The following is a 20,322-nucleotide window of genomic DNA, read 5'->3' on the forward strand; positions in this document are numbered from 1 at the left end:
TTTATATTTTTATTTTAACAAAAATTAATCATTTTGTCTCAGAAATTGTTAGCGGTTTTATAATCCACGGTTCGCCATTTTTATCAGTGTCAACGACATATTGGCCATTGCCAATACGTTGTGATTCATGATAATCACTTAATTGTAATTCTTGAATTTGATAACGCTTTGTCAAAATAGAAAGTGCTTTCACATTGCTATCAAATATTGTCGCTGTGGCAACTTTATAGGCTACAGTTTTCTTTTGTGTGAAAATGAGAACACCTTTATTACCACGTTTTGAATGGTTAATTAACGATACTGGCATATACTTGAAGGCGCCATTTTCAGCAACAATAGCAACACTTTGTTTATCATCGGTAATAAACAAGGCAGCTTTAATCGTGTCATCATCGCGTAAGTCCATTGCCTTGACTCCAGAGGTACGGGAACCAATTTCTGGCACCTCTTTTATCGCGTATCGTAAACCAACACCATTATGTGACAACAATAGCACATTTTGGCGCTTAACATTTTGGAAGTACGCAACATTAACAACGTAGCTCACATCTTTTTTAAGCTTAATAGCCATCGAAGATTTCTTTTTATAAGCTTTGGGAACAATATCTACTAAAGTAGTTTGTTTAATAAATCCGTCATTTGAAACTATTGTAAATGCGCCACCTTGTTCGAGATTATCAACAGCGATAGCTTTAATCACCACTTCGTCTTTATCCCAGTTCGATAGTTGCTGTGAAAAATGTTCTCCTGTATCTTTCCATTTTGTATCAGGTAGTTCATGAACCGGTCGATAAATAACATTCCCCTTGTTGGTAAACATAAACAAATGATTTGTCGTATTTAGGGTTCCTTGGAAAACAACTAGATCATCTTCTGCCAGACCATTTTCATTATCCGAAGCTTTAAAGGAACGCAAAGATGCACGCTTATAGTAACCATTACGTGACACTAACACTTGAACATCTTCTTCAGCAATCGTTACCGCTGTATCAATTACCAAATTCTCAACTTCTGCTTCAATAACACTGCGACGTGGTGAAGAATAGGCCTTAGTAATTGCCTTAATTTCTTCGCGAATAACATCTTTCAATGCTGACTCTTCGTGAATAATTTGGTTCAAACGATTAATTTTATCATTCAACTGGGAAAATTCTTCTTCTAATTGCGTCACATCTGTGTTGGTCAATCGATACAATTGCAACGTGACAATGGCTTCAGCTTGTGCTTGTGTAAACTCAAAACGATTAATTAAGTTTTGTGTAGCGTCTTTACGATTCTTAGATGCTCGAATGGTAGCAACGACTTCATCCAATATAGACAGCATGCGGATTAAGCCTTCAACAATATGTTGCCGTGCTTGTGCTTTAGCCAATTCATATGCTGATCGCTTTAATACAACCTCTTTTCGGAACGAAAGGAAAGCTTCTAAACCAGCCTTCAAACCAACGTGTACTGGTCGTTGATCATGAATAGCAACCATATTGAAGTTATAAGATATCTGCAAATCAGTTTTTTTGAACAAATAAGTCAAAATACCATTGGCATTTGCTTCTTTAGATAATTCAATAACAATAGACATTCCCTCGCGATCGGATTCATCGCGGACTTCTAAAATGCCGGTTACTTCTTTATTTAATCGAATGGCATCAATTTTTGATACCAAATTTGACTTAACAACCTCATAAGGCAGTTCAGTAATTTCAATTTTCTTCTTGCCAGCGCGAAGATCAGATATTTCTGTCTTAGCACGAACAACGATTTTACCACGTCCAGTTTTGTACGCTTTTTTTATACCATCAAGTCCCTGAACAATACCACCAGTCGGAAAATCAGGGCCTTTTACATAGCGCATTAATTGCGATAAAGTAGCGGCTGGATGATCGAGTAAGTAGATTAATGCGGCATTGATTTCTTTCAAATTATGGGGCGGAATTTCTGTTGCATATCCCGCCGAAATACCAGTTGCGCCGTTAATAAAAAGACTAGGAATACGAGAAGGTAAAACTGTTGGCTCATAAGTTGTGTCATCAAAGTTCAAAACCATGTCCACGGTTTCTTGACCCAAATCCGCCATCATTTCACCAGCAATTTTAGACAATCGCGCTTCAGTATAACGCATTGCTGCAGCCGGATCATTGTCCACTGAACCATTATTACCGTTCATGTCTATCAACGGCTCACGAACTTTCCAATCCTGCGATAAACGTACCATGGCTTCATAAATTGATGAATCACCGTGCGGATGAAAATTACCCATTACGTTACCAACAGATTTTGCTGATTTACGATATGGATGATCATAAGTGTTTCCATCCTGATCCATTGCAAACAAAATACGCCGTTGCACTGGCTTCAATCCGTCTCGAATGTCTGGCAAAGCACGTTCTTGAATTATATATTTTGAATAGCGCCCAAAGCGCTCCCCCATCACTGCTTCAAGTGAGAGTTCGGTTATACGATCTGCCATCTAAGTGCGGTTCTCCTTGATTAAAACATCTATAAAATTACTAATTACAGATAAATGTCATAAAAAGTTTTATTTAAAATATTAAGTAATAACCTAACCATAATTTGAATAGCTAGCTATTCTTATCTAGTAACAAGTGAAATCAGTCGTCACCATTCTGCCAAGTCTTAATGACTGGCACATTTTTTTGTTCTTTAAATTTTGTACCAGTTTCTTGATTGCGCGCTTTTTCAAAAACATCACTAGACTTTGTGTCATCCCCATCAACTGTGTCTAGAATTGACCCGGCTTCATCCAATGTAAAGTGAACATTGGCTTCAATCCATTCACGCCGCGGATCAACTTTATCACCCATCAATGTAGTGACACGTTTTTCAGCTAACACAGCGTCATCAATTTTAACACGTATTAATGTTCTTGATTCGGGATCCATTGTCGTTTCCCATAATAATGGCGCATTCATCTCACCAAGTCCCTTGAACCGTGTTAATTCATAACGTGCATCACTCTGACTCGTAATTGATTCTAACTCATCATTAGTCCAAGCAAATTGGTCTTCTATTTTCTTGGAAGAGTACTTGACGCGGTATAATGGTGGTAAGGCTATATAGACACGCCCAGCTTCAATTAATGGCCGCATATACTTATAAAAGAATGTTAGTAGTAAGGTTTGAATGTGCGCGCCATCATCATCGGCATCTGTCATAATGATAATTTTGTTAAATGAAGCATCTTCAACTTTAAAATCAGTTCCAACACCGCCACCAATGGCATAAATCAATGTTGATATTTCTTCGTTTTTTAAAATATCTGCTAACTTAGCTTTTTCAGTATTTAGTACTTTTCCACGTAGCGGCAAAATGGCTTGGAACTTACGGTCACGACCTTGCTTTGCAGAGCCCCCAGCTGAATCACCCTCGACTAGAAAGAGCTCATTTTTATCAGCATTTTTAGATTGGGCAGGTGCTAACTTCCCGGAAAGCAGACGATCTTTCGCCCCTTTAGTTTTACCAGTGCGACTTTCGTCGCGGGCGCGACGAGCTGCTTCTCGAGCTTCGCGCGCGCGCAGTGCCTTACGGATTAAGTTTTGTCCGAAGTCACCATTTTCCATTAAGAAGCGTCCAAGAGTTTCATTAACCACAGAGTCAACAATACCACGTGCCTCTGGCGTTCCTAGTTTATCTTTGGTCTGTCCTTCAAACTGCAAAAACTGTTCTGGAACACGCAATGAAATAACAGCTGATAATCCTTCACGGACATCCGTGCCTTCTAAGTTTTTATCTTTATCTTTTAGTAAGTTCACTTTTCGTGCATATTCATTAAAAGCCTTTGTCCACGCAGTTCGGAAACCGACTTCGTGGGTTCCACCATCCTGTGTACGGACATTGTTAACAAATGAAAGAAGTGTTTCAGAGTAACCATCATTGTACTGCGCTGCAACATCAACAACAATACTCTCTTGTTCACCCTCAAAGGTCATAACTGGTCCGATAGTTTCTTTGTCTTCATTCAGAAAACCAACAAACGCTTCAAGACCTTTTTCATAATGATATTCTTCAACACGAACTGGATCAACTCTTTCGTCGGTTAACGTAAACTTAACACCACTCATTAAGAATGACGATTCACGCAAACGTTCTGCTAAAATATCAAATTTATAAACCGTAGCACTAAAAATTGTCGCATCTGGCTTGAAAGTAACCGTTGTCCCTGTTGGTTCCTTAGTTTTACCTAAATCTCGTAAGGTACCAACTGGATTACCACCATTCACGAATTCTTCTTGCCACTTATGGCCTTCGCGAACAATGGTTACCGTTAAGCTCTCCGACAATGCATTAACAACAGAAGAACCAACACCGTGTAACCCACCGGAAGTCGCATAGCCACCCTGCCCAAACTTTCCGCCGGCATGTAAAACTGTTAAAATAACTTCTGGTGTGGGTTTACCAGACTCATGCATGCCAATTGGCATCCCACGGCCAAAGTCTTGTACGGTAATAGCGTTATTATCATGTATCGTAACGCGAATTTCATTTCCATAGCCACCAAGTGCTTCATCGACAGCATTGTCAACGATTTCATAGACCAAGTGGTGCAAACCACGACCATCTGTTGAACCGATATACATTCCTGGACGTTTACGAACGGCCTCAAGTCCTTCTAAAATTTTTATTGAATCTGAATCATAATGATTTTTTTCTGGCATATTAATCTATCCTTCGATACACGAACCAGTGTTCGTGCGCTAATGTCAATCTATTTTATCATAGATGAAAATCTTGTTTCTGACAAGTGTCAATATTTTATTTTCAATAAGTTATGCCATATACTACTTAAATATATGGTAAACTTGTACTTGCTTTTATATTAAAGGGGTTTTTTATGTTTACTACTATATTAATGTTTATACTCTCTTACTTGATCGGATCTCTAGTCCCAGGATTTTGGGTAGGTAAAATCTTTTACCATAAAGATATTCGCGATGAGGGGTCAGGTAACATTGGTACTACCAATTCATTCCGTGTTTTGGGTATCCGAGCTGGCATAACTGTGCTGGCACTTGATATGCTTAAAGGTACGGCAGCAGGCTTGCTTCCCTTATTGTTCCATAGTAGCATTAATCCAATGTTAGTGGGTATTGGTGCTATACTGGGACACACGTTCTCCATCTGGATTGGCTTTAAAGGTGGTAAAGCAGTTGCTACTTCAGCTGGTGTATTACTTGCCTATAATCCCATATTTTTCATCATCATCATTAGTATTTTCGTTATTTTATTGTCAATTAGTTCAATGGTATCTCTGAGCTCTATGATTAGTTTCTCATGCGCCGTCCTAATATCACTATACTATCATGATTGGATACTAACGATAGTTGCTACCATACTAACAATTTTTGTTTTCTACCGCCATCGTACAAATATTTCCCGAATCAGAAATGGTACAGAAAGTACTATACCATTTGGCTGGTATTATAACCACAAGAAAAGCGCTCATTGAGCGCTTTTTGTATCGAATAAAATTGTCACCGGTCCATCGTTTGTTAAGCTAACTTGCATATCCGCTCCAAATTCTCCAGTTTCAACCTGTAATCCACTTTCCCTTAATGTCGCATTGAATTGATTATACATAACAGTCGCAAATTCTGGTGCCCCTGCCTTGGTAAAACTTGGACGATTTCCTTTTTTAGTATCAGCAAACAACGTAAATTGTGAGATAGATAAAATAGCGCCAGAAACGTCTTCGATACTACGATTCATCCGGCCGCTTTCATCTTCAAAAATTCGTAAATTATGTATTTTCCGAACTAAATAATCTATATCTGCTTGCTCGTCACCGTCAGCAACGCCAACTAACAATACATATCCTTTGTTAATTGCTCCTTTTACTTGGTCGTCAATTTTAACACTAGCTTTGCTTACGCGTTGCAATACAACTTTCATGCTATCTCCATTCTAAAAATACATTTACTTGCTAACATCATACGTGAAAAACGATATCGTATCAAGAACTTTCAAACGTCTTCCAGTTTTGACACAATTTTTATCATAAAAAGCCTCGAAATTGTTTTATTTGAGGCTTATCAACATATTTTGACATATTTTAATGAAATGTGCGTTCCACATCGTATACTGCTGGTAAATTGTTTAGAGAATCCATAATTGCTGTCAGCTGTTCTGAATTTTTGACACCTATTGATAGAGAAACTTGCGCCATCCCGTTTTTTGTCACATGACCGTTAACAGAATTAACATAGCGCGTTCGTCCATTAACACTACGAAGTACATCGTTTAGCAATCCACCGCGATTTTCACCATGAACAGTCAAATCAGCATCATAATTAGGTTTTGAGCCATTTTCATCTTCCCACTGTACATCCACAAGACGTTGTCCTTGAAGTTGAGCGGCTCGAATATTTGGGCACCCCACACGATGAACAGAAATACCACGTCCCTTCGTGATATAACCTTTAACATCGTCTCCTGGAACTGGTGTACAACATCGACCTAAACGTACTAATAAATTATCCACTCCTGCAATAACAATATCATCAGCCGTTGATTTTTGTCGTTTGGTGAAAGCTGTTTCATCACGAGTGATTTCGTGGCCTTCCTCCAGCATTTCACGCTGTAATTCCGCTGTAGCAGCTTCCTCATTAGCCTCGCGTATCTTTTCGGTTAATTTATTAGCCACACCAGGTACAGCAATATCGCCAAATCCTATTGCTGCCAACATATCATCTGCCGTATGATAGTGCATCTTATCTGCGGTTTCTTGAATATTTTCTGGCGTCAGAATCTCAGCAGGATTGAAATTATTGTCTCTTAGGTTTTTAGCTAACAATTCTCGTGCTGCGGCGATGTTGTCTTCTCTGTCCAACTGCTTAAAATACTGCTTAATTTTGTTTCGTGCTCGGCGTGTCGAAACAATCTCTAACCAGTCACGGCTTGGTTTAGCATTAGCAGAAGTGATAATTTCTATAATATCACCGGTTTTTATTTTATAATCCAGTGGTACGATTCGACCATTTATTTTTGCACCAGTTGTTTTAATCCCAATATTTGTATGGATTGAAAACGCCATATCCAACGGTCCGGCACCTTTAGCCAGTTCGAACACATCACCACGAGGTGTAAACGCATAAACACGATCAGAAAACAAATCACCCGTTACACCATCCATAAAGTCTTCAGCATTTTTGGCATTTTCTTGCAGTTCTAATATGCCTTGGATGACATTTAAGGCTTGCTGACTGTTATCATCGACATTTGCCTCTTTATTTGAGCCCCGATTTTTTTTATATGCCCAATGTGCAGCTACTCCATATTCAGCCACTTCATGCATATGATGCGTACGAATTTGCACTTCCAATGGACGTCCGTCAGGACCAATAACTGTGGTATGTAAACTTTGATATCCGTTCGCTTTTGGCAATGCAATATAATCTTTAAAACGGCCAGGAATCGGTGTCCATTTTGAGTGTATTGCTCCTAATACAGCATAAGTGTCCGGAATCGAATCCGTTAATACGCGAACAGCCAATAAATCATAAATTTCTTCAAAAGCCTTATGCTTATCCACCATTTTTCGATAAATTGAGTAAATATGCTTTGGACGACCATACACATCAACATGACTTAATTCAAGATCTTTTATCGCACCATTAATCTGGTCTACTGCTTCCTGTACGTAGCTAATTCGTTCTTCGCGCTTCATATTCATCAGTGAAGCAATATGATAATATTGCTCGGGATCAATATAACTTAAGGATAAGTCTTCAAGTTCCCACTTAATCGTACTAATACCAAGGCGGTCAGCCAGTGGCGCGTAGATTTCCAATGTTTCTTTTGCAATACGCTTTTGTTTTTCTTCCCGTAAAGCGCCTAAAGTGCGCATATTGTGCAAACGGTCGGCTAACTTAACAATAATCACACGTATGTCTTTTGACATAGCTAAAAGCAACTTACGATGGTTTTCTGCAAGCTGTTCTTGTGAACTTTGATATTGAATTTTACTAATTTTCGTTACACCATCAATAATTTGGGCAATTGTTTCTCCAAAATTATCTCGAACATCCTGTAACGTAGCCGTCGTATCCTCAACAACATCATGAAGATAGCCTGAAATAACCGTTGCCGTATCCATCTTCAGTTCTGCCAAAATACCAGCAACTTGAATTGGATGAATAATATATGGTTCCCCAGACTTACGTTTCTGTTCCTTGTGCAACTCTGACGCCCATTCGTAGGCCTTTTTAACATTTTTTGTATCTGATTCGGACATGTATTGTCCGACCATCTCGAGGACTTCCGGTCCTGTATAATGCTTTGTTTTTGCCATATTTTAGCGTATAATGTGTGACCATTTATCAATGTTTCAGTGTTTGATACACTACTGTCTTAAGCAAGCTAGATCCACTGATTTCAAAGATGTCGCACACAATTCCCTTCATGGATTCCGGAGAGTACAAAATCACTTAACAAAACGATTTGCACCTTATTAACGCTTTACAATGCGTACTCTCATTATAAGCAAAATTTAATTTTTTCACAAGCCACGTTTAAATCTGTGCACGAGTGAGTCATAAGCGCTAAAATTAAATAATAAACTTTACTTGTTTAATTATTTAAAAATAGGGAGATAACGTGCTTAGTCATGTCAAAAAATCAAGAAAAATCTCTTTGGAAACGTAACGTATTGGTCCTTTGGTTTGGTGTGTTTATGACAGGAATCGCTCTGAGTGAAGTCATGCCATTTCTTTCTTTGTACATTGACACCTTAGGCCATTTTAGTAAAAATCAGCTAACATTTTATTCTGGGGCAATTTTCTCTGTGTCATTTTTAGTTATGGCGATCGTGTCCCCTTTATGGGGGAAGCTCGCTGATAGAAAAGGTCGCAAATTAATGATGCTTCGTGCTGCACTTGGTATGGCGATTGTCCTATTTTTAATGGGGTATGTCACTAATGTTTGGCAATTATTCATTCTTCGTGCCCTTCAAGGTGCTACGGGCGGCTATATTTCCAATTCAAATGCCTTAATTGCCACACAAACCCCGAAAGAACACGCCGGTCACGCACTTGGCATTTTGGTAACTGGTATGACAGCTGGTAATTTACTTGGTCCACTATTTGGTGGTACTTTAGCTTCAGTTGTTTCATATCGTATGTCTTTTCATATCACCGGTATCATTTTATTTTTGGTATTCATACTGACCATGTTTTTTGTTAAAGAGGAGCCTCACGTAGCCCCTGCTGATTCAAATCCAACGTCAACAGCTGATCTCTGGCATGCACTACCAAACAAACAATTAATTTTTGGACTATTTATTACTACAATGTTAGTACAAACAGTCAATACCTCCATCAATCCCATTATCAGTCTGTTTGTCCGTGAGTTAACAAACAACAGTAACAACACTACCTTTCTCGCCGGTGTCGTGGCAGCAATGCCTGGTATTGCAACAGTTTTTGCAGCGCCACAGTTTGGAAAAATTGGTGACCGCGTGGGTACACACAGAATGATAAAAATTGGTTTTTGTATTGCTATCGCTGCATTAGTCCCAACAGCATTTGTAACAAGTGTCTTCATGCTAATGGTATTTCGATTTATTATTGGTATTAGTGATGCCACCATGTTACCAGCTGTGCAGACCTTGCTATCTAAAAACTCACCCTCAGCAATGACTGGCCGAATCTTCAGCTATAATCAAAGTTTCCAATCAATCGGAAGTGTCATGGGTCCAATGTTTGGTGCCCTAGTAGCCAGTGTATTTGATTATCGAGGTATTTTTATTTTCAGTGCTTTGTTAATCGTATTGAATGCTATCCTGTTTAACTTTAACACCAAATCTTTGAGAAAATAAGCATACAAAAAGGATGAACTTTATGATTCATCCTTTTTGTATGCTTCAAGTTTTCTCAAGTCAACAGTTGCTTCTGTCCATCTTTGTAACGGCACATAATCATGGCGCTTATTAAAAGATAATTTTTCTTGTGATAGTACAGCAACACTTTGATTATTTTCTGTCAAAAATACTTGCCCAGTATGTTTGTACTTTCCTTTTGTATGTTTTCCAGTTCGCCACCTGTGCAAAGTCGCGCCATCTTTAGGAATATAGTTTCCTGACAGATCCTGCTCAACTACAATACCTGTAAACATATGTGTTTCATACTTGTCTTTACTCATAATATTTGATGCCCACCCCTAATTCAAATCTTGTACCGTCAATAGGCTCTGTGGGTTGCAAGTGGAGCTCATAATCAATATTGGAAGCCACTAAGCGGACATCTGTTTGTAGTGTCAATTTATTAACATTATCCAATAACTTTCTATCTTGCTCCGTCATCCGATCTAACAATGATCGAACTGTCATACGTAGCCACTGAACCTGCATTACTTTGCTTATAAAGGCAACTTGTCCAAATGGCATAGGACGTAACCATGTATCATAACTGATGTTTGAGACTTCAACATGATCTACCCAGTCATTACCATTTTGACACCATATTACCTGGTACACGCCTGGATTTTCCAAATGTGTTTGTGTTAGTTCTTTTGGCAAATCAACAATTTGTGGCACAATCCGCATTTCACCGACCATGTGTTGGGTGATGTTAATTGGATAAATTTGATGCCCATCAGAAAATACGTTTAAGGCAAATTCAGTTTGTGTTGTTTCCGGTCCACTTGGTGTATGCTTTTCCTTTGGCAAAATCAACACGTTCTGATTGAGTTCGCGTAATGCCGTAATTAACTTACGTCGATTCCCTGGAATAATTATGGCTATCGGATTTTCGAGTTCAACAACCTTCATGACGTCTGAAATTTCCAATGGCTCCAAATATTGCTTATCAGCCAAATTTTGCATCAGCGTTGCATCACTAGCGTTATTATTCATAATTACAGTATGGTACTGCAGACGTCGTAGTTCAGATAACACAACGGTTGTCGCATAACCACCAGATGCAGCATCCCCTAGTCTAAAGGCACCACTACCGATGACCAGAACAGTATTATCACTGACCTGTTCAGATTCATTTTCTTCTTCGTAAGTCGAGTAATATTGACGTGCGTTCTCTGGAAACTCACCGGCCGATGGTTCTAAAGCTTTATAAGTTGGGTCAATGTTGTGTTCCTTTGTTAAGGCTCGAATAATTTTAAAATCGGTATCCCAAAAAAGAGCAATTAGACCATCTGATAAGCCATACCTTTTACCACGCCGCAATGACACGATACTGTCTACATCTTTTTCAATCTCAAGTTCTAATTGCAATAGATGCCTTAATTGATAAAAGTAAAATTCGTCAATATTTGTTAATTCGGCTAACTCGTCAATTTCGTAACCACGTTTTATGGCTTCAATGAGTAGCAACACACGATTATCTTCAGGATGAATTAGCTGCTGGATTAATGCGTCATCACTAACATGTGCCATATTTGTTGGTGAAAATGTGGCATTGTTAAAATGTGCCGATCGAATGGCTTTTTCGAGAGCCTCAATGAATGTACGCCCAAACCCAATCGTCGAGCCAACAGACTTTTGTATACTATTCAGCTGTCGATTCACCGAAACATTGGATTCCTCTAACTCACCGAATGGAAAAATTGGCAACTTTACCGTGATATGATCCATCATCGGTTCCATCATAGCCATTTTTTGACCAAAATCGTGTGAAAGCACAATGTCTTCTAACGCAATACCCATCGCCAAGTTAATGGCTACTAGCATTACTGGATATCCAGTTACAAGCGCCATACGACTAGACATTTGATCAATATAGGGTGAAACCTTAATGATATAAATAGCACCTGTCGTATCGTCAAAGGCAAATTGAACGTGCATTACACCTTGTAGTTCTAATAAATCAGCAACTTGGAAGGCATACATCCTCATTTTTTCCAAAATTTGGTCTTGAATCGTTAATGTTGGTGACACACTTAATGAATCAGCAGTATGAATACCAATTGGATCCATATCCTCACTGGCACCGATTTTCATCTTGTTCCCGCGAAAATCTCGTAACACTTCCATTCCAATTTCTTTCAAACCATTTATGGCTTTAGAAATAATGATTTCTTGCGTCATTGACTGTGTTTTGGCATTATCAATTGCTTCTTCAAATTCATCTAACCGCTCAACCATCTGACGTGTATTAGTATTTTTTGGATGCAGAGATCTAATCATTAATGGGACCTGAAGCTCACGTAACAATTCGTTTGCATCGTCTTGCGCTTTGACAACATGGCTTGTGATAACTGGTAAACCAGCTTCTGCCATAAATTTCGTAAAATCAGCCAGATTATTAATCCTTAGTAACATATCAATGCTCAAGCCAAGAGTTTGAGGTACTAAACCGTCCCCATGCTCCCATGATTGCACAACATCTGCCCATAACCTTACCGCGCGCACGCCACCAAAAAGTGGTAGCACCGTGTCAATATGGTTATGCTTAATAACCTGTTTAACGTTTTCAACTGTCAAAGGCTTCCAAATTGTTTCAGCCGCTAAACTTTCTAGAGACAATGCGTAAGGGTTTTCGTCAATTAGAAAGACATTAATACCATGTCCCTTTAATTCGGGCATGACCTGATAAATGGCTGCATCATGCTCCGATTCAAGACCAAAATCATTTGATCCCGCACCAATGAATAAAATATTTTTAGCTGTGATGTTCGACATAATCTTCTACCGTTTCAAAAAAATCTGCAAATACTGCTGTCGCTTCATATGGTCCTGGAGCGGCATCTGGAAAAAACTGTACACTAAAAGCTGGATAATCACGGTGACGCAGTCCCTGTACAGCACCATCTACTAAATCACGATAGGTAACAAATAATTTCTTATGGTCAAGTAATTCTTCGTCAACCGCATACCCTTGGCCCTGCATTGCATAAAAAATTTGCCTAGAAATAATTTCTTGAATAGGATGGTTCATGCCGTGATGTTCAGATGGGAGTGCCACCAATGTTGCATCATTGGCTAAAGCAAATAATTCATGGCCCAAGCCAATACCCAGTAACGGCGCCTTTGTTTGCAATACTCTGATCAACGTAAGAACACTTTCTGGCAGTGAGCGCGGATCGCCAGGGCCTGTAGATAGGATAATGCCATCTGGATCTAAGGTTAATACTTCATCAACGCTTGTTGTATATGGTAAAACGGAAACATTGGCATCGTAATCCCCTAACATGCGAAGAATACCATGTTTTAAACCAAAATCTATTACTACAATATGACGACCACGCCCGGGATTAGCATATGGCTTAGAGGTCGCTGTATTTTGGACTTGTTTATTTGTTAAAACTGTCGCTACTAATTGATCTACTGCGTGATCATCAGCGTAGTCAACAATTGTAGCTTTTTGTGGCCCAGTTTCTCGCAAATGTCTGATCAATTTTCGTGTATCAACTTGATACAATCCAGGAATATTGTGTTGCTTCAGGAAACGATCTAAATTCATACGACGTTGCCGATTAACTGATACCTCAGCCAAATCATGTACGATCATTCCTCTTATCATTGGTTTCACTGATTCATAAGCCTCAGCATGAATACCCGCTGCCCCGATAACAGGCATCGAAAAGACAATCATTTGCCCATCGTAAATTGGATCTGTGATAATTTCTTGATATCCAGTCATGGCCGTATGAAAAATGATTTCCCCAAAAGTGGTGGCAGGTGCACCAAAGCCAAGGCCCTCAAAAACCGTGCCATCTTCTAGGATTAAATGTCTAATCATAAGCTATAATTCTCCAAACTGCTGTATACAAATAGACAGTATTGTATGCAGCATTAAAGTAACAGATTATCTGTTATCTACTTCCCCACAAATATATCAATTGATCCTTAGCCACCAAAAAGTTATTAATGAACAATTTCAACTGCATCTTTCCCATCAATTTCTTGCACAAAGACTTTAATCTTTTCATTCTGTGCGGTGGGAATATTTTTTCCAACAAAGTCTGCTCGAATAGGCAATTCTCTGTGTCCACGATCCACCAAAACAGCTAGTGAAATCGTTTTAGGACGACCAATATGAATCAGTGCATCCAATGCTGCTCGAATAGTTCGTCCTGTAAACAATACATCGTCAATCAAAACAATATTCTGTTCGGAAATGTTCAATCGCTCTTCTGAGTTCAAACCTAAATCGTTATGCTGATCAGGTTTATCATCCCGAAAGTTAGTAATGTCAATGGCCATGACCGGAATTTGAACGCCTTCTAATTGTTCTAAACGATCTGCAATACGGCGTGCAAGATACTCGCCACGTGTTTTGATTCCCACCAGAACCAAATTTTTACCGCCCTTATTACGCTCAATTATCTCGTATGTAATACGAGTTAACGCGCGCTGTAATGAGGCATTATCTAAAACTTCTTTATTTGGCATATTCATCTTCCTCTCTATTAATCGGTGTTAATGTTGATAAAGCAAACTGAAAGTAATCTGGTAATGGACTGTCAAATGACAGTTCATCGCCTGTTGTAGGTTGCTCTAAAGTCAGTGTCTTAGCATGCAATAATTGCCCATTCAACTGTGTACCATCTAGCTTCTGTGCCGTGCCGTATACCGGATCCCCAACAACTGGATGACCAATGTAACTCATATGCACCCTTATTTGGTGCGTTCTGCCAGTTTCTAAACTCACTTTTAACAGCGTATAACCAACATATCGTTTTAAGACACGAAAATGCGTGACAGCCTCACGTCCGCCTTCAATAACTGCTTGTTTTTTTCGATCAATTTTATGACGTCCAATCGGAGCTTCAATTGTTCCTGAATCTTCCGTAAATTCACCACGGACTAGCGCGTAATACACGCGCTGATTTTTATGAGATTTTAACTGTTCAGATAGTGAACGATGAGCCTTATCGTTTTTTGCGACCATTAGTAGGCCGCTGGTATCACGATCAATGCGATGTACTATTCCAGGTCGGAATTCACCATTGATGGTTGACAATGGTGAATGATGAAGTAATGCGTTCACCAATGTACCAGAACTATGTCCTGCAGCAGGGTGCACGACCATTCCTTGTGGCTTATTTACAACAATAATATCATCATCTTCATAAATAATATCAAGCGGAATGTTTTCAGCTTCGATCTTTGTTTCTTGAGTCTCAGGTGGAGTAATAGATATTGTATCTCCACTGACAACTTTATATGAGCGTTTTACTTTATGATTATTAACTAAAATCGTACCATCCACTAGCCAATTTGAGAGTGTGGTACGTGAGTAACTCAGATTTTCTTTCGATAACACAGCATCAACACGCCCAGCTTGATCTGTTATATGAATTAATATTTTATTTGCCATCAGTATCCATGTAATCCTTAATTTGTTGCACAATGTTTTTTGTAAGATAATATTTTCGTTCTCGGTCAGCACGAACAAATGATAAAACATGACCATTCAACTGCCAATGTTCAATATCTTTCAAAGAAATTTTTTCATACTCTGATAATAACACCCGGCCCAAAAAAAGATTAGGCCCAGCGATGTAAACACGTCGACGAACGACTAATAGTACGCCTAATAAAATCATCACCATAATAAACAAAATTGGTAGGATTTCAAGTTTGAAACTCATTTCATCCCAAACGACAATACTGCCCATAAAAAATATACCCCACCACAACCAACTAATTGTACCTGTTGAATCCAGTGGTTGAAAAAAACCGCGTCTTGGTATCATGTGTTGCCCTTTTCTGTAAACGTATTCAACTAATATTTTACCAGATTTCAATTAAAGGAATGTAAAAAGTTACTGCTAACAATGCATAGCTTATTATCCTCAATGTATTATTCGACGACAACATATAATATTTCAACAAAATTTGTTATACTTTCGGTATACGTTCAATTAAAAGGAAACTTATATGATTACACTATATGTTGACGCAGCACGTGACGTATCTACTGGTCGTTCGTCAGCTGGCGCAGTTTTAATTATTGATAAAGTACAAAAACAGCTAAAAACAGCCTTGAGAGAGACTGTTAATAATCATGAGGCTGAATTTTTGGCAGTTCTTTGGGCATTAAAGTACCTACCTAGCAATGAAAATGTACAAATATATAGTGATTCAAAAATCGTAACTGATGCCTTGCATAAATCTTATGCAAAACACTACCAAGGGCTTGTTGATGAAATCAATCTACAATTAACACCATACCCTCTAGTTTTGATCAATTGGGTTCCAGAAAAAGAAAATCGTGGAGCTCATAATTTAGCTTTGCAAGCATTAAAAAACGCGAACCATTAAAGTTCGCGTTTTTTAATTGTTTACAATACAAGTTGGTACGCCCACCGAACACCATTAATTTCTTCTCCCTCATTAATGTGCACAATGCCACGCTTCTCAAATCCATTACCCGTGATAACAGCTTGCATTGGCAAGTTACCTGGATGAGTATCAATTCGAAAATCGCTTGTACCGTTTTCATAGAAAAATGTCAAAATAGCAGTTATGAATCGCTGCGCCAGTTTTTGCCCCCGGTACTTATCAAGGATAGCAAAGCGATGAATGCCAATGTAATCTGTTTCATCATTTAGCCATTGACCGTCCTCTATCAGCGTATATATCGGGTCTTCACCTGCTAATATTGCTGTATATCCCGCAACTTGATGATCCACAACCAACACGAATCCTCTTTGCAGTACTAAGTCTTCCTCAATCGTATCTTGATTAGGATATCCCGATTGCCACTGTGAAAGCCCTTGTTCTTTCAGGTAATAACGGGCATTATTGATGATTGATACAATTGATTTTATATCCTCCTCATGCGCCCGTCGCATATAAACTGATGTCATATTCCCGTCCTTATAATTAGAAATAATTTATTTTATCATAAAAATTATAATAGGACAATCATAAAATTTTTACCGTTCTCTTTTCTTCACAGTAACTTTCCAAACGATTCATAGCTGTCTCTAGCATGTCCAGAGATGCCGCATAACTAATTCGTACATATCCTGCACCACCTGGTCCAAATCCAGATCCAGGAACGACTGCCAACTGTTGCCTATCTACCAAGTCATAAGCAAACTCCACGTCATTTTGATTTAAATCTACAGGTATTTTAGCAAACATATAAAATGCGCCGCTTGGTGTTGCCATTTCAAAACCTAGTTTTGTCATTTTTTCAACTAAGTAGTCACGTCGTTTTTTATATTGCTCTTTCATCCATAATGTATCGTCCTTACTTTCAGAACTTTTAAATGCTTCAGTAGCCGCTGCCATTGCAGGATTTGAAGGTGTCATTATGACAAAACCATGCACCATATTAATTTTCTTCATTAATGCCGCAGGACCCGCCAAAATACCGATTCGATAGCCCGTCATGGCATGGGACTTTGATACGCCATTAACAACAATTGTTTGTTCTGGTAAAATTCTTGCCATTGAAACATGAGGTGCATCATAGCTCAATTCAGAATAGATTTCGTCTGAAATGATTAAAATATCTGTTTCTCGTACCACGTCTGCTAAAGCTTTCAACTGTTCTGCTGTGTAGGTCACGCCAGTTGGATTAGAAGGATTGGTGATAATGATTGCTTTGATATGGTCTTCGGTAGCAATAATTTCGCGTAAATGATCTGGCGTTAATACGAATTCGTCTTCCGAAACGTCAATAAACACTGGGTGCCCACCATTAATGCGTGTCATTTCAGCATACACAGGGTAGGCGGGCGTCGGGATCAGAACCTTATCATCAGGATTCAAAATTGCTGCCAATAATGTATAAAGACCTTCTGTGGCACCAACTGTTGTAATGATTTCTTCAGCTGGGTCAAAATCAAGTCCATAACGATCATTTAAAAAGTCACTAGCTGCTTGACGTAGTGTTTTCTTTCCTGCTGAAACTGAATAGTGTGAATCATCTGCACTAATTGCAGCTAAAGCAGCTTCTTTAATATGCTGGGGAACTGAAAAATCTGGCTCACCAATTGTTAGTTTCAGGATATTGGGAATATCACTAACTTTTTCGTCGAATGAATGGATTGGGCTAGGCTTTACTTTATCTAAATTATCATTAAAAATACCGACTTGTTCTAACTTTGACTTAATCATATTGAATCCTCATTTCATTGTTGCTTTATTCTAACAATGATGAATTATTTTTTCACGAAAATATTGTACAAAGAAAAAATTTATCATTGGTCATATTGCATAAATAGTCACCCTGAAAATAAAAAAACAAGAGATCATTGATCCCTTGTTTTTTATCTAACACGCTTACCCCAGTACTGGAAGTAATCGACACGCAATGCCCCATTATATAGTTTGCGTCGTTTTGTCGCTTTTTCACCGTAAGATTTTTCAAACTCCAAGTCACTAGTTAAAATATACTTACTCCAACTTGGTAGATTACGATAGACAGAACCCATTTGCTCGTATAACTCACGGGCGGCTTCGAGTTCACCTAAACGTTCACCATAAGGCGGATTAGTCACCAGTACACCGTTAAGTTTATCAGTTGTCCAGTCTTTGGCAGCTAACTGCTTGAAAGTGATATCCTGACCAAGTCCCGCATGTTTGGCGTTTTCTCTAGCAATATCAACCATATTTTCGTCAATATCAAACCCTTCAATATCAAGAGTACGGTCATAATCAGCTTGCGCTTCAGCTGCATCACGCACTTCGTCTGACAATTTTTTATCAAACCAGTCCATGCTCTCAATATCAAAGTCACGAATTAATCCAGGTGCGATATTACGACCAATTAATGCTGCCTCAATCGCAATCGTTCCAGAACCAGTTGTTGGGTCAACAAATGGACGATCCGGGTGCCAATTTGTTAGCAAAACTAGTGCCGCTGCAAAGTTTTCTTTTAATGGTGCACCACCCTTATTCACACGATAGCCACGCTTAAATAGGGATTCCCCTGTTGTATCCAAGGTAACCATAACGTGATCTTTATCAATCATCACTTCAAGTTGTGCAAAATAACCGTTTTCAGGCAAACGTGTTCGAATATGATAAGCTTCTTGCAATCTATTGACGATTGCTTTTTTAGTAATAGCTTGAACATCTGGCACACTAAATAACTCAGATTTTTTTGAACGTCCTGCGACGGGGAATTCTGAATCATAGTTCAAATAATCCTCCCATGGTAACGCTTTAACGCCCTCAAACAGCTGATCAAATGTCGTCGCATCAAATTCACCCACAATAATTTTAATTCGATCAGCTGTACGAAGCCAAATATTAGTATTCAATATATCTTTTTGTGTACCATCAAAACGTACTCGATAATTTTCAACTTGATGTTCATAGCCCAAGCGTTCTAGCTCTTTACCAACAAGCGATTCCAATCCTGCTGCTGCTGTTGCCATTAAATGATATGTTTTTTCCATGATTTTCCTTTATAATTAGCGTATGAGATTAACTGATTTAGAAGATTTAACACAATATATGTCACTTGATACAAAATTATTAGTACAAACTGAGGACTTTGTTAATCCAGTGACAGCAATAAAATATGCAAATAATCATTCGGATATTATATTGCTAGCTAATGATCAGACTAATGCCATGACACTATCACAACTATTCGCACGTTTGCGTACACTACCGGCAAATACTATTCTCCTCACAGAAAATAATCAACCTATTTTTGGTTTTCATCTTGATAATCAATACAATATTATTTTTAAATAATTAATCAATAATATTGTTATATGTTACACCACGTCTGCGCTGCTTAGAGACCTGCGCTGCCTGTGGTGTAGTAATATTATCACGTTGCCAGTTGGCCAAAATTGTTTCAATATAACGCAAACTACGGGCATTATTTGCAACAGCCTCTTGAATGGCCAATAACATCATCACTGGCTCAAAGTGATCCTGATCGAACCAATGCCCAACAGTTTGCATTTCCATTGGTGATAACGGACGCCCAAATTCTGCCTCTAACGTCTGCATAATCTCACGACGAGCACTCTTACCATCTGACACAATTTCCGACCGTTGTGTAGTTTGACCATCTAATAGTTTTTCGTATAATGGTGTAAAATCATAAGTTTCAGTCTGAATACTGCCACCTACCACCTGCATCAAATCTCGTCTTATCAAACTCTGCAAACGCGTAATAACAATTTTTTCGGTCGTGTGCATTACTTGGGCAATAGCTGCCGGTGTAGCTTGATCTCCCCGCCCTTGAATACGCTCCACCTGCATATACAATGCTAAATCATCATTATCTAGACCAACATCTTGATAATGTAACAACAAGTCATTACTTACGCCAGTGTTACCAGCTTGAATATACTGTTGTAATCTTTTTTCTAACGTCATATTTCCTCGGTTTTAAAAACGTCCAAATAAATTGGACGTTTTTCTTATATAAA

At 38.6% G+C, this 20,322-nt stretch carries 18 protein-coding genes; 4 read left to right on the top strand and 14 right to left on the bottom strand.

Annotated elements, in window-relative coordinates:
* Positions 1-28: 28 nt before the first annotated feature.
* Both parC and parE read right to left on the bottom strand, forming a co-directional pair.
* Entirely contained in the window at positions 29-2,467 is a 2,439-nt protein-coding gene (gene parC / locus RHP64_RS06825) for a DNA topoisomerase IV subunit A (protein ID WP_025268222.1), read from the bottom strand.
* A 142-nt stretch (positions 2,468-2,609) separates the two neighbouring features.
* Complete coding sequence (parE, locus tag RHP64_RS06830) at positions 2,610-4,673, bottom strand: DNA topoisomerase IV subunit B (protein ID WP_014324893.1); 2,064 nt, start codon at positions 4,671-4,673, stop codon at positions 2,610-2,612.
* Between the two features lie 176 nt (positions 4,674-4,849).
* Between parE and plsY the strand changes: the two genes are divergently transcribed.
* Positions 4,850-5,464 carry a glycerol-3-phosphate 1-O-acyltransferase PlsY gene (gene plsY, locus RHP64_RS06835; protein ID WP_014324894.1) on the top strand — a complete coding sequence of 205 codons (615 nt, stop codon included), beginning with the start codon at positions 4,850-4,852 and terminating at the stop codon, positions 5,462-5,464.
* On the opposite strand, the gene dtd is transcribed toward plsY, so the two are convergent.
* Positions 5,458-5,907 (bottom strand): D-aminoacyl-tRNA deacylase, encoded by a 450-nt coding sequence (gene dtd, locus RHP64_RS06840; protein WP_011680061.1) that lies wholly within the window; start codon positions 5,905-5,907, stop codon positions 5,458-5,460. The genes plsY and dtd overlap by 7 nt on opposite strands.
* Before the next feature lie 160 nt (positions 5,908-6,067).
* The gene (locus tag RHP64_RS06845; protein ID WP_025268223.1) at positions 6,068-8,305 is read right to left on the bottom strand and encodes a RelA/SpoT family protein; all 2,238 of its coding nucleotides are present in this window, start codon (positions 8,303-8,305) and stop codon (positions 6,068-6,070) included.
* Between the two features lie 315 nt (positions 8,306-8,620).
* On the opposite strand from RHP64_RS06845, the gene RHP64_RS06850 reads away from it, so the two are divergent.
* The gene (locus RHP64_RS06850) at positions 8,621-9,829 is read left to right on the top strand and encodes a multidrug efflux MFS transporter (RefSeq protein WP_014324896.1); all 1,209 of its coding nucleotides are present in this window, start codon (positions 8,621-8,623) and stop codon (positions 9,827-9,829) included.
* Between the two features lie 20 nt (positions 9,830-9,849).
* Here RHP64_RS06850 and RHP64_RS06855 read toward each other — a convergent pair whose 3' ends face one another.
* From RHP64_RS06855 to RHP64_RS06880, 6 genes are all read right to left on the bottom strand, one after another.
* Positions 9,850-10,152, bottom strand: a complete 303-nt coding sequence (locus tag RHP64_RS06855; RefSeq protein WP_025268224.1) for a DUF7671 family protein — start codon at positions 10,150-10,152, stop codon at positions 9,850-9,852.
* On the bottom strand, positions 10,145-12,646 hold the full coding sequence (locus RHP64_RS06860; RefSeq protein WP_025268225.1) for a carbamoyl phosphate synthase preATP-grasp domain-containing protein: 2,502 nt from the start codon (positions 12,644-12,646) through the stop codon (positions 10,145-10,147). The genes RHP64_RS06855 and RHP64_RS06860 overlap by 8 nt, the downstream gene beginning before the upstream one ends.
* A complete protein-coding gene (locus tag RHP64_RS06865; protein WP_011680066.1) occupies positions 12,627-13,706 on the bottom strand; it encodes a carbamoyl phosphate synthase small subunit in 1,080 nt (359 codons plus the stop codon). Before RHP64_RS06865 ends, RHP64_RS06860 begins: the two co-directional genes overlap by 20 nt.
* Positions 13,707-13,831: 125 nt before the next feature.
* On the bottom strand, positions 13,832-14,359 hold the full coding sequence (gene pyrR, locus RHP64_RS06870; protein ID WP_011680067.1) for a bifunctional pyr operon transcriptional regulator/uracil phosphoribosyltransferase PyrR: 528 nt from the start codon (positions 14,357-14,359) through the stop codon (positions 13,832-13,834).
* Entirely contained in the window at positions 14,349-15,287 is a 939-nt protein-coding gene (locus RHP64_RS06875) for an RluA family pseudouridine synthase (RefSeq protein WP_011680068.1), read from the bottom strand. The genes pyrR and RHP64_RS06875 overlap by 11 nt, the downstream gene beginning before the upstream one ends.
* The gene (locus RHP64_RS06880; RefSeq protein ID WP_014324899.1) at positions 15,277-15,666 is read right to left on the bottom strand and encodes an EbsA family protein; all 390 of its coding nucleotides are present in this window, start codon (positions 15,664-15,666) and stop codon (positions 15,277-15,279) included. Before RHP64_RS06880 ends, RHP64_RS06875 begins: the two co-directional genes overlap by 11 nt.
* A gap of 184 nt (positions 15,667-15,850) precedes the next feature.
* Here RHP64_RS06880 and RHP64_RS06885 point away from each other — a divergent pair, with 184 nt between their 5' ends.
* The gene (locus tag RHP64_RS06885) at positions 15,851-16,234 is read left to right on the top strand and encodes a ribonuclease HI family protein (RefSeq protein ID WP_002815051.1); all 384 of its coding nucleotides are present in this window, start codon (positions 15,851-15,853) and stop codon (positions 16,232-16,234) included.
* A gap of 20 nt (positions 16,235-16,254) precedes the next feature.
* Here RHP64_RS06885 and RHP64_RS06890 read toward each other — a convergent pair whose 3' ends face one another.
* From RHP64_RS06890 to RHP64_RS06900, 3 genes are all read right to left on the bottom strand, one after another.
* Positions 16,255-16,782 (bottom strand): GNAT family N-acetyltransferase, encoded by a 528-nt coding sequence (locus tag RHP64_RS06890; RefSeq protein ID WP_025268226.1) that lies wholly within the window; start codon positions 16,780-16,782, stop codon positions 16,255-16,257.
* Positions 16,783-16,840: 58 nt separating this feature from the next.
* Positions 16,841-18,043, bottom strand: coding sequence for an aminotransferase class I/II-fold pyridoxal phosphate-dependent enzyme (locus RHP64_RS06895; RefSeq protein WP_025268227.1), 1,203 nt, complete (start codon positions 18,041-18,043; stop codon positions 16,841-16,843).
* Positions 18,044-18,195: 152 nt separating this feature from the next.
* A complete protein-coding gene (locus RHP64_RS06900) occupies positions 18,196-19,329 on the bottom strand; it encodes a THUMP domain-containing class I SAM-dependent RNA methyltransferase (RefSeq protein ID WP_025268228.1) in 1,134 nt (377 codons plus the stop codon).
* Positions 19,330-19,351: 22 nt separating this feature from the next.
* Between RHP64_RS06900 and RHP64_RS06905 the strand changes: the two genes are divergently transcribed.
* A complete protein-coding gene (locus RHP64_RS06905) occupies positions 19,352-19,633 on the top strand; it encodes a hypothetical protein (protein ID WP_025268229.1) in 282 nt (93 codons plus the stop codon).
* On the opposite strand, the gene RHP64_RS06910 is transcribed toward RHP64_RS06905, so the two are convergent.
* Positions 19,634-20,269: a DnaD domain-containing protein gene (locus RHP64_RS06910; RefSeq protein WP_002815059.1), complete on the bottom strand. Its 636-nt coding sequence runs from the start codon at positions 20,267-20,269 to the stop codon at positions 19,634-19,636.
* Positions 20,270-20,322: the final 53 nt, after the last annotated feature.

This window comes from Leuconostoc sp. XM4, assembly GCF_055698815.1.

Excerpts from the sequence above, each read along its gene's own strand:
- parC (WP_025268222.1), bottom strand. The coding sequence starts at position 2,467 with ATGGCAGATCGTATAACCGAACTCTCACTTGAAGCAGTGATGGGGGAG.
- parE (WP_014324893.1), bottom strand. The coding sequence starts at position 4,673 with ATGCCAGAAAAAAATCATTATGATTCAGATTCAATAAAAATTTTAGAA.
- plsY (WP_014324894.1), top strand. The coding sequence starts at position 4,850 with ATGTTTACTACTATATTAATGTTTATACTCTCTTACTTGATCGGATCT.
- dtd (WP_011680061.1), bottom strand. The coding sequence starts at position 5,907 with ATGAAAGTTGTATTGCAACGCGTAAGCAAAGCTAGTGTTAAAATTGAC.
- RHP64_RS06845 (WP_025268223.1), bottom strand. The coding sequence starts at position 8,305 with ATGGCAAAAACAAAGCATTATACAGGACCGGAAGTCCTCGAGATGGTC.
- RHP64_RS06850 (WP_014324896.1), top strand. The coding sequence starts at position 8,621 with ATGTCAAAAAATCAAGAAAAATCTCTTTGGAAACGTAACGTATTGGTC.
- RHP64_RS06855 (WP_025268224.1), bottom strand. The coding sequence starts at position 10,152 with ATGAGTAAAGACAAGTATGAAACACATATGTTTACAGGTATTGTAGTT.
- RHP64_RS06860 (WP_025268225.1), bottom strand. The coding sequence starts at position 12,646 with ATGTCGAACATCACAGCTAAAAATATTTTATTCATTGGTGCGGGATCA.
- RHP64_RS06865 (WP_011680066.1), bottom strand. The coding sequence starts at position 13,706 with ATGATTAGACATTTAATCCTAGAAGATGGCACGGTTTTTGAGGGCCTT.
- pyrR (WP_011680067.1), bottom strand. The coding sequence starts at position 14,359 with ATGCCAAATAAAGAAGTTTTAGATAATGCCTCATTACAGCGCGCGTTA.
- RHP64_RS06875 (WP_011680068.1), bottom strand. The coding sequence starts at position 15,287 with ATGGCAAATAAAATATTAATTCATATAACAGATCAAGCTGGGCGTGTT.
- RHP64_RS06880 (WP_014324899.1), bottom strand. The coding sequence starts at position 15,666 with ATGATACCAAGACGCGGTTTTTTTCAACCACTGGATTCAACAGGTACA.
- RHP64_RS06885 (WP_002815051.1), top strand. The coding sequence starts at position 15,851 with ATGATTACACTATATGTTGACGCAGCACGTGACGTATCTACTGGTCGT.
- RHP64_RS06890 (WP_025268226.1), bottom strand. The coding sequence starts at position 16,782 with ATGACATCAGTTTATATGCGACGGGCGCATGAGGAGGATATAAAATCA.
- RHP64_RS06895 (WP_025268227.1), bottom strand. The coding sequence starts at position 18,043 with ATGATTAAGTCAAAGTTAGAACAAGTCGGTATTTTTAATGATAATTTA.
- RHP64_RS06900 (WP_025268228.1), bottom strand. The coding sequence starts at position 19,329 with ATGGAAAAAACATATCATTTAATGGCAACAGCAGCAGCAGGATTGGAA.
- RHP64_RS06905 (WP_025268229.1), top strand. The coding sequence starts at position 19,352 with ATGAGATTAACTGATTTAGAAGATTTAACACAATATATGTCACTTGAT.
- RHP64_RS06910 (WP_002815059.1), bottom strand. The coding sequence starts at position 20,269 with ATGACGTTAGAAAAAAGATTACAACAGTATATTCAAGCTGGTAACACT.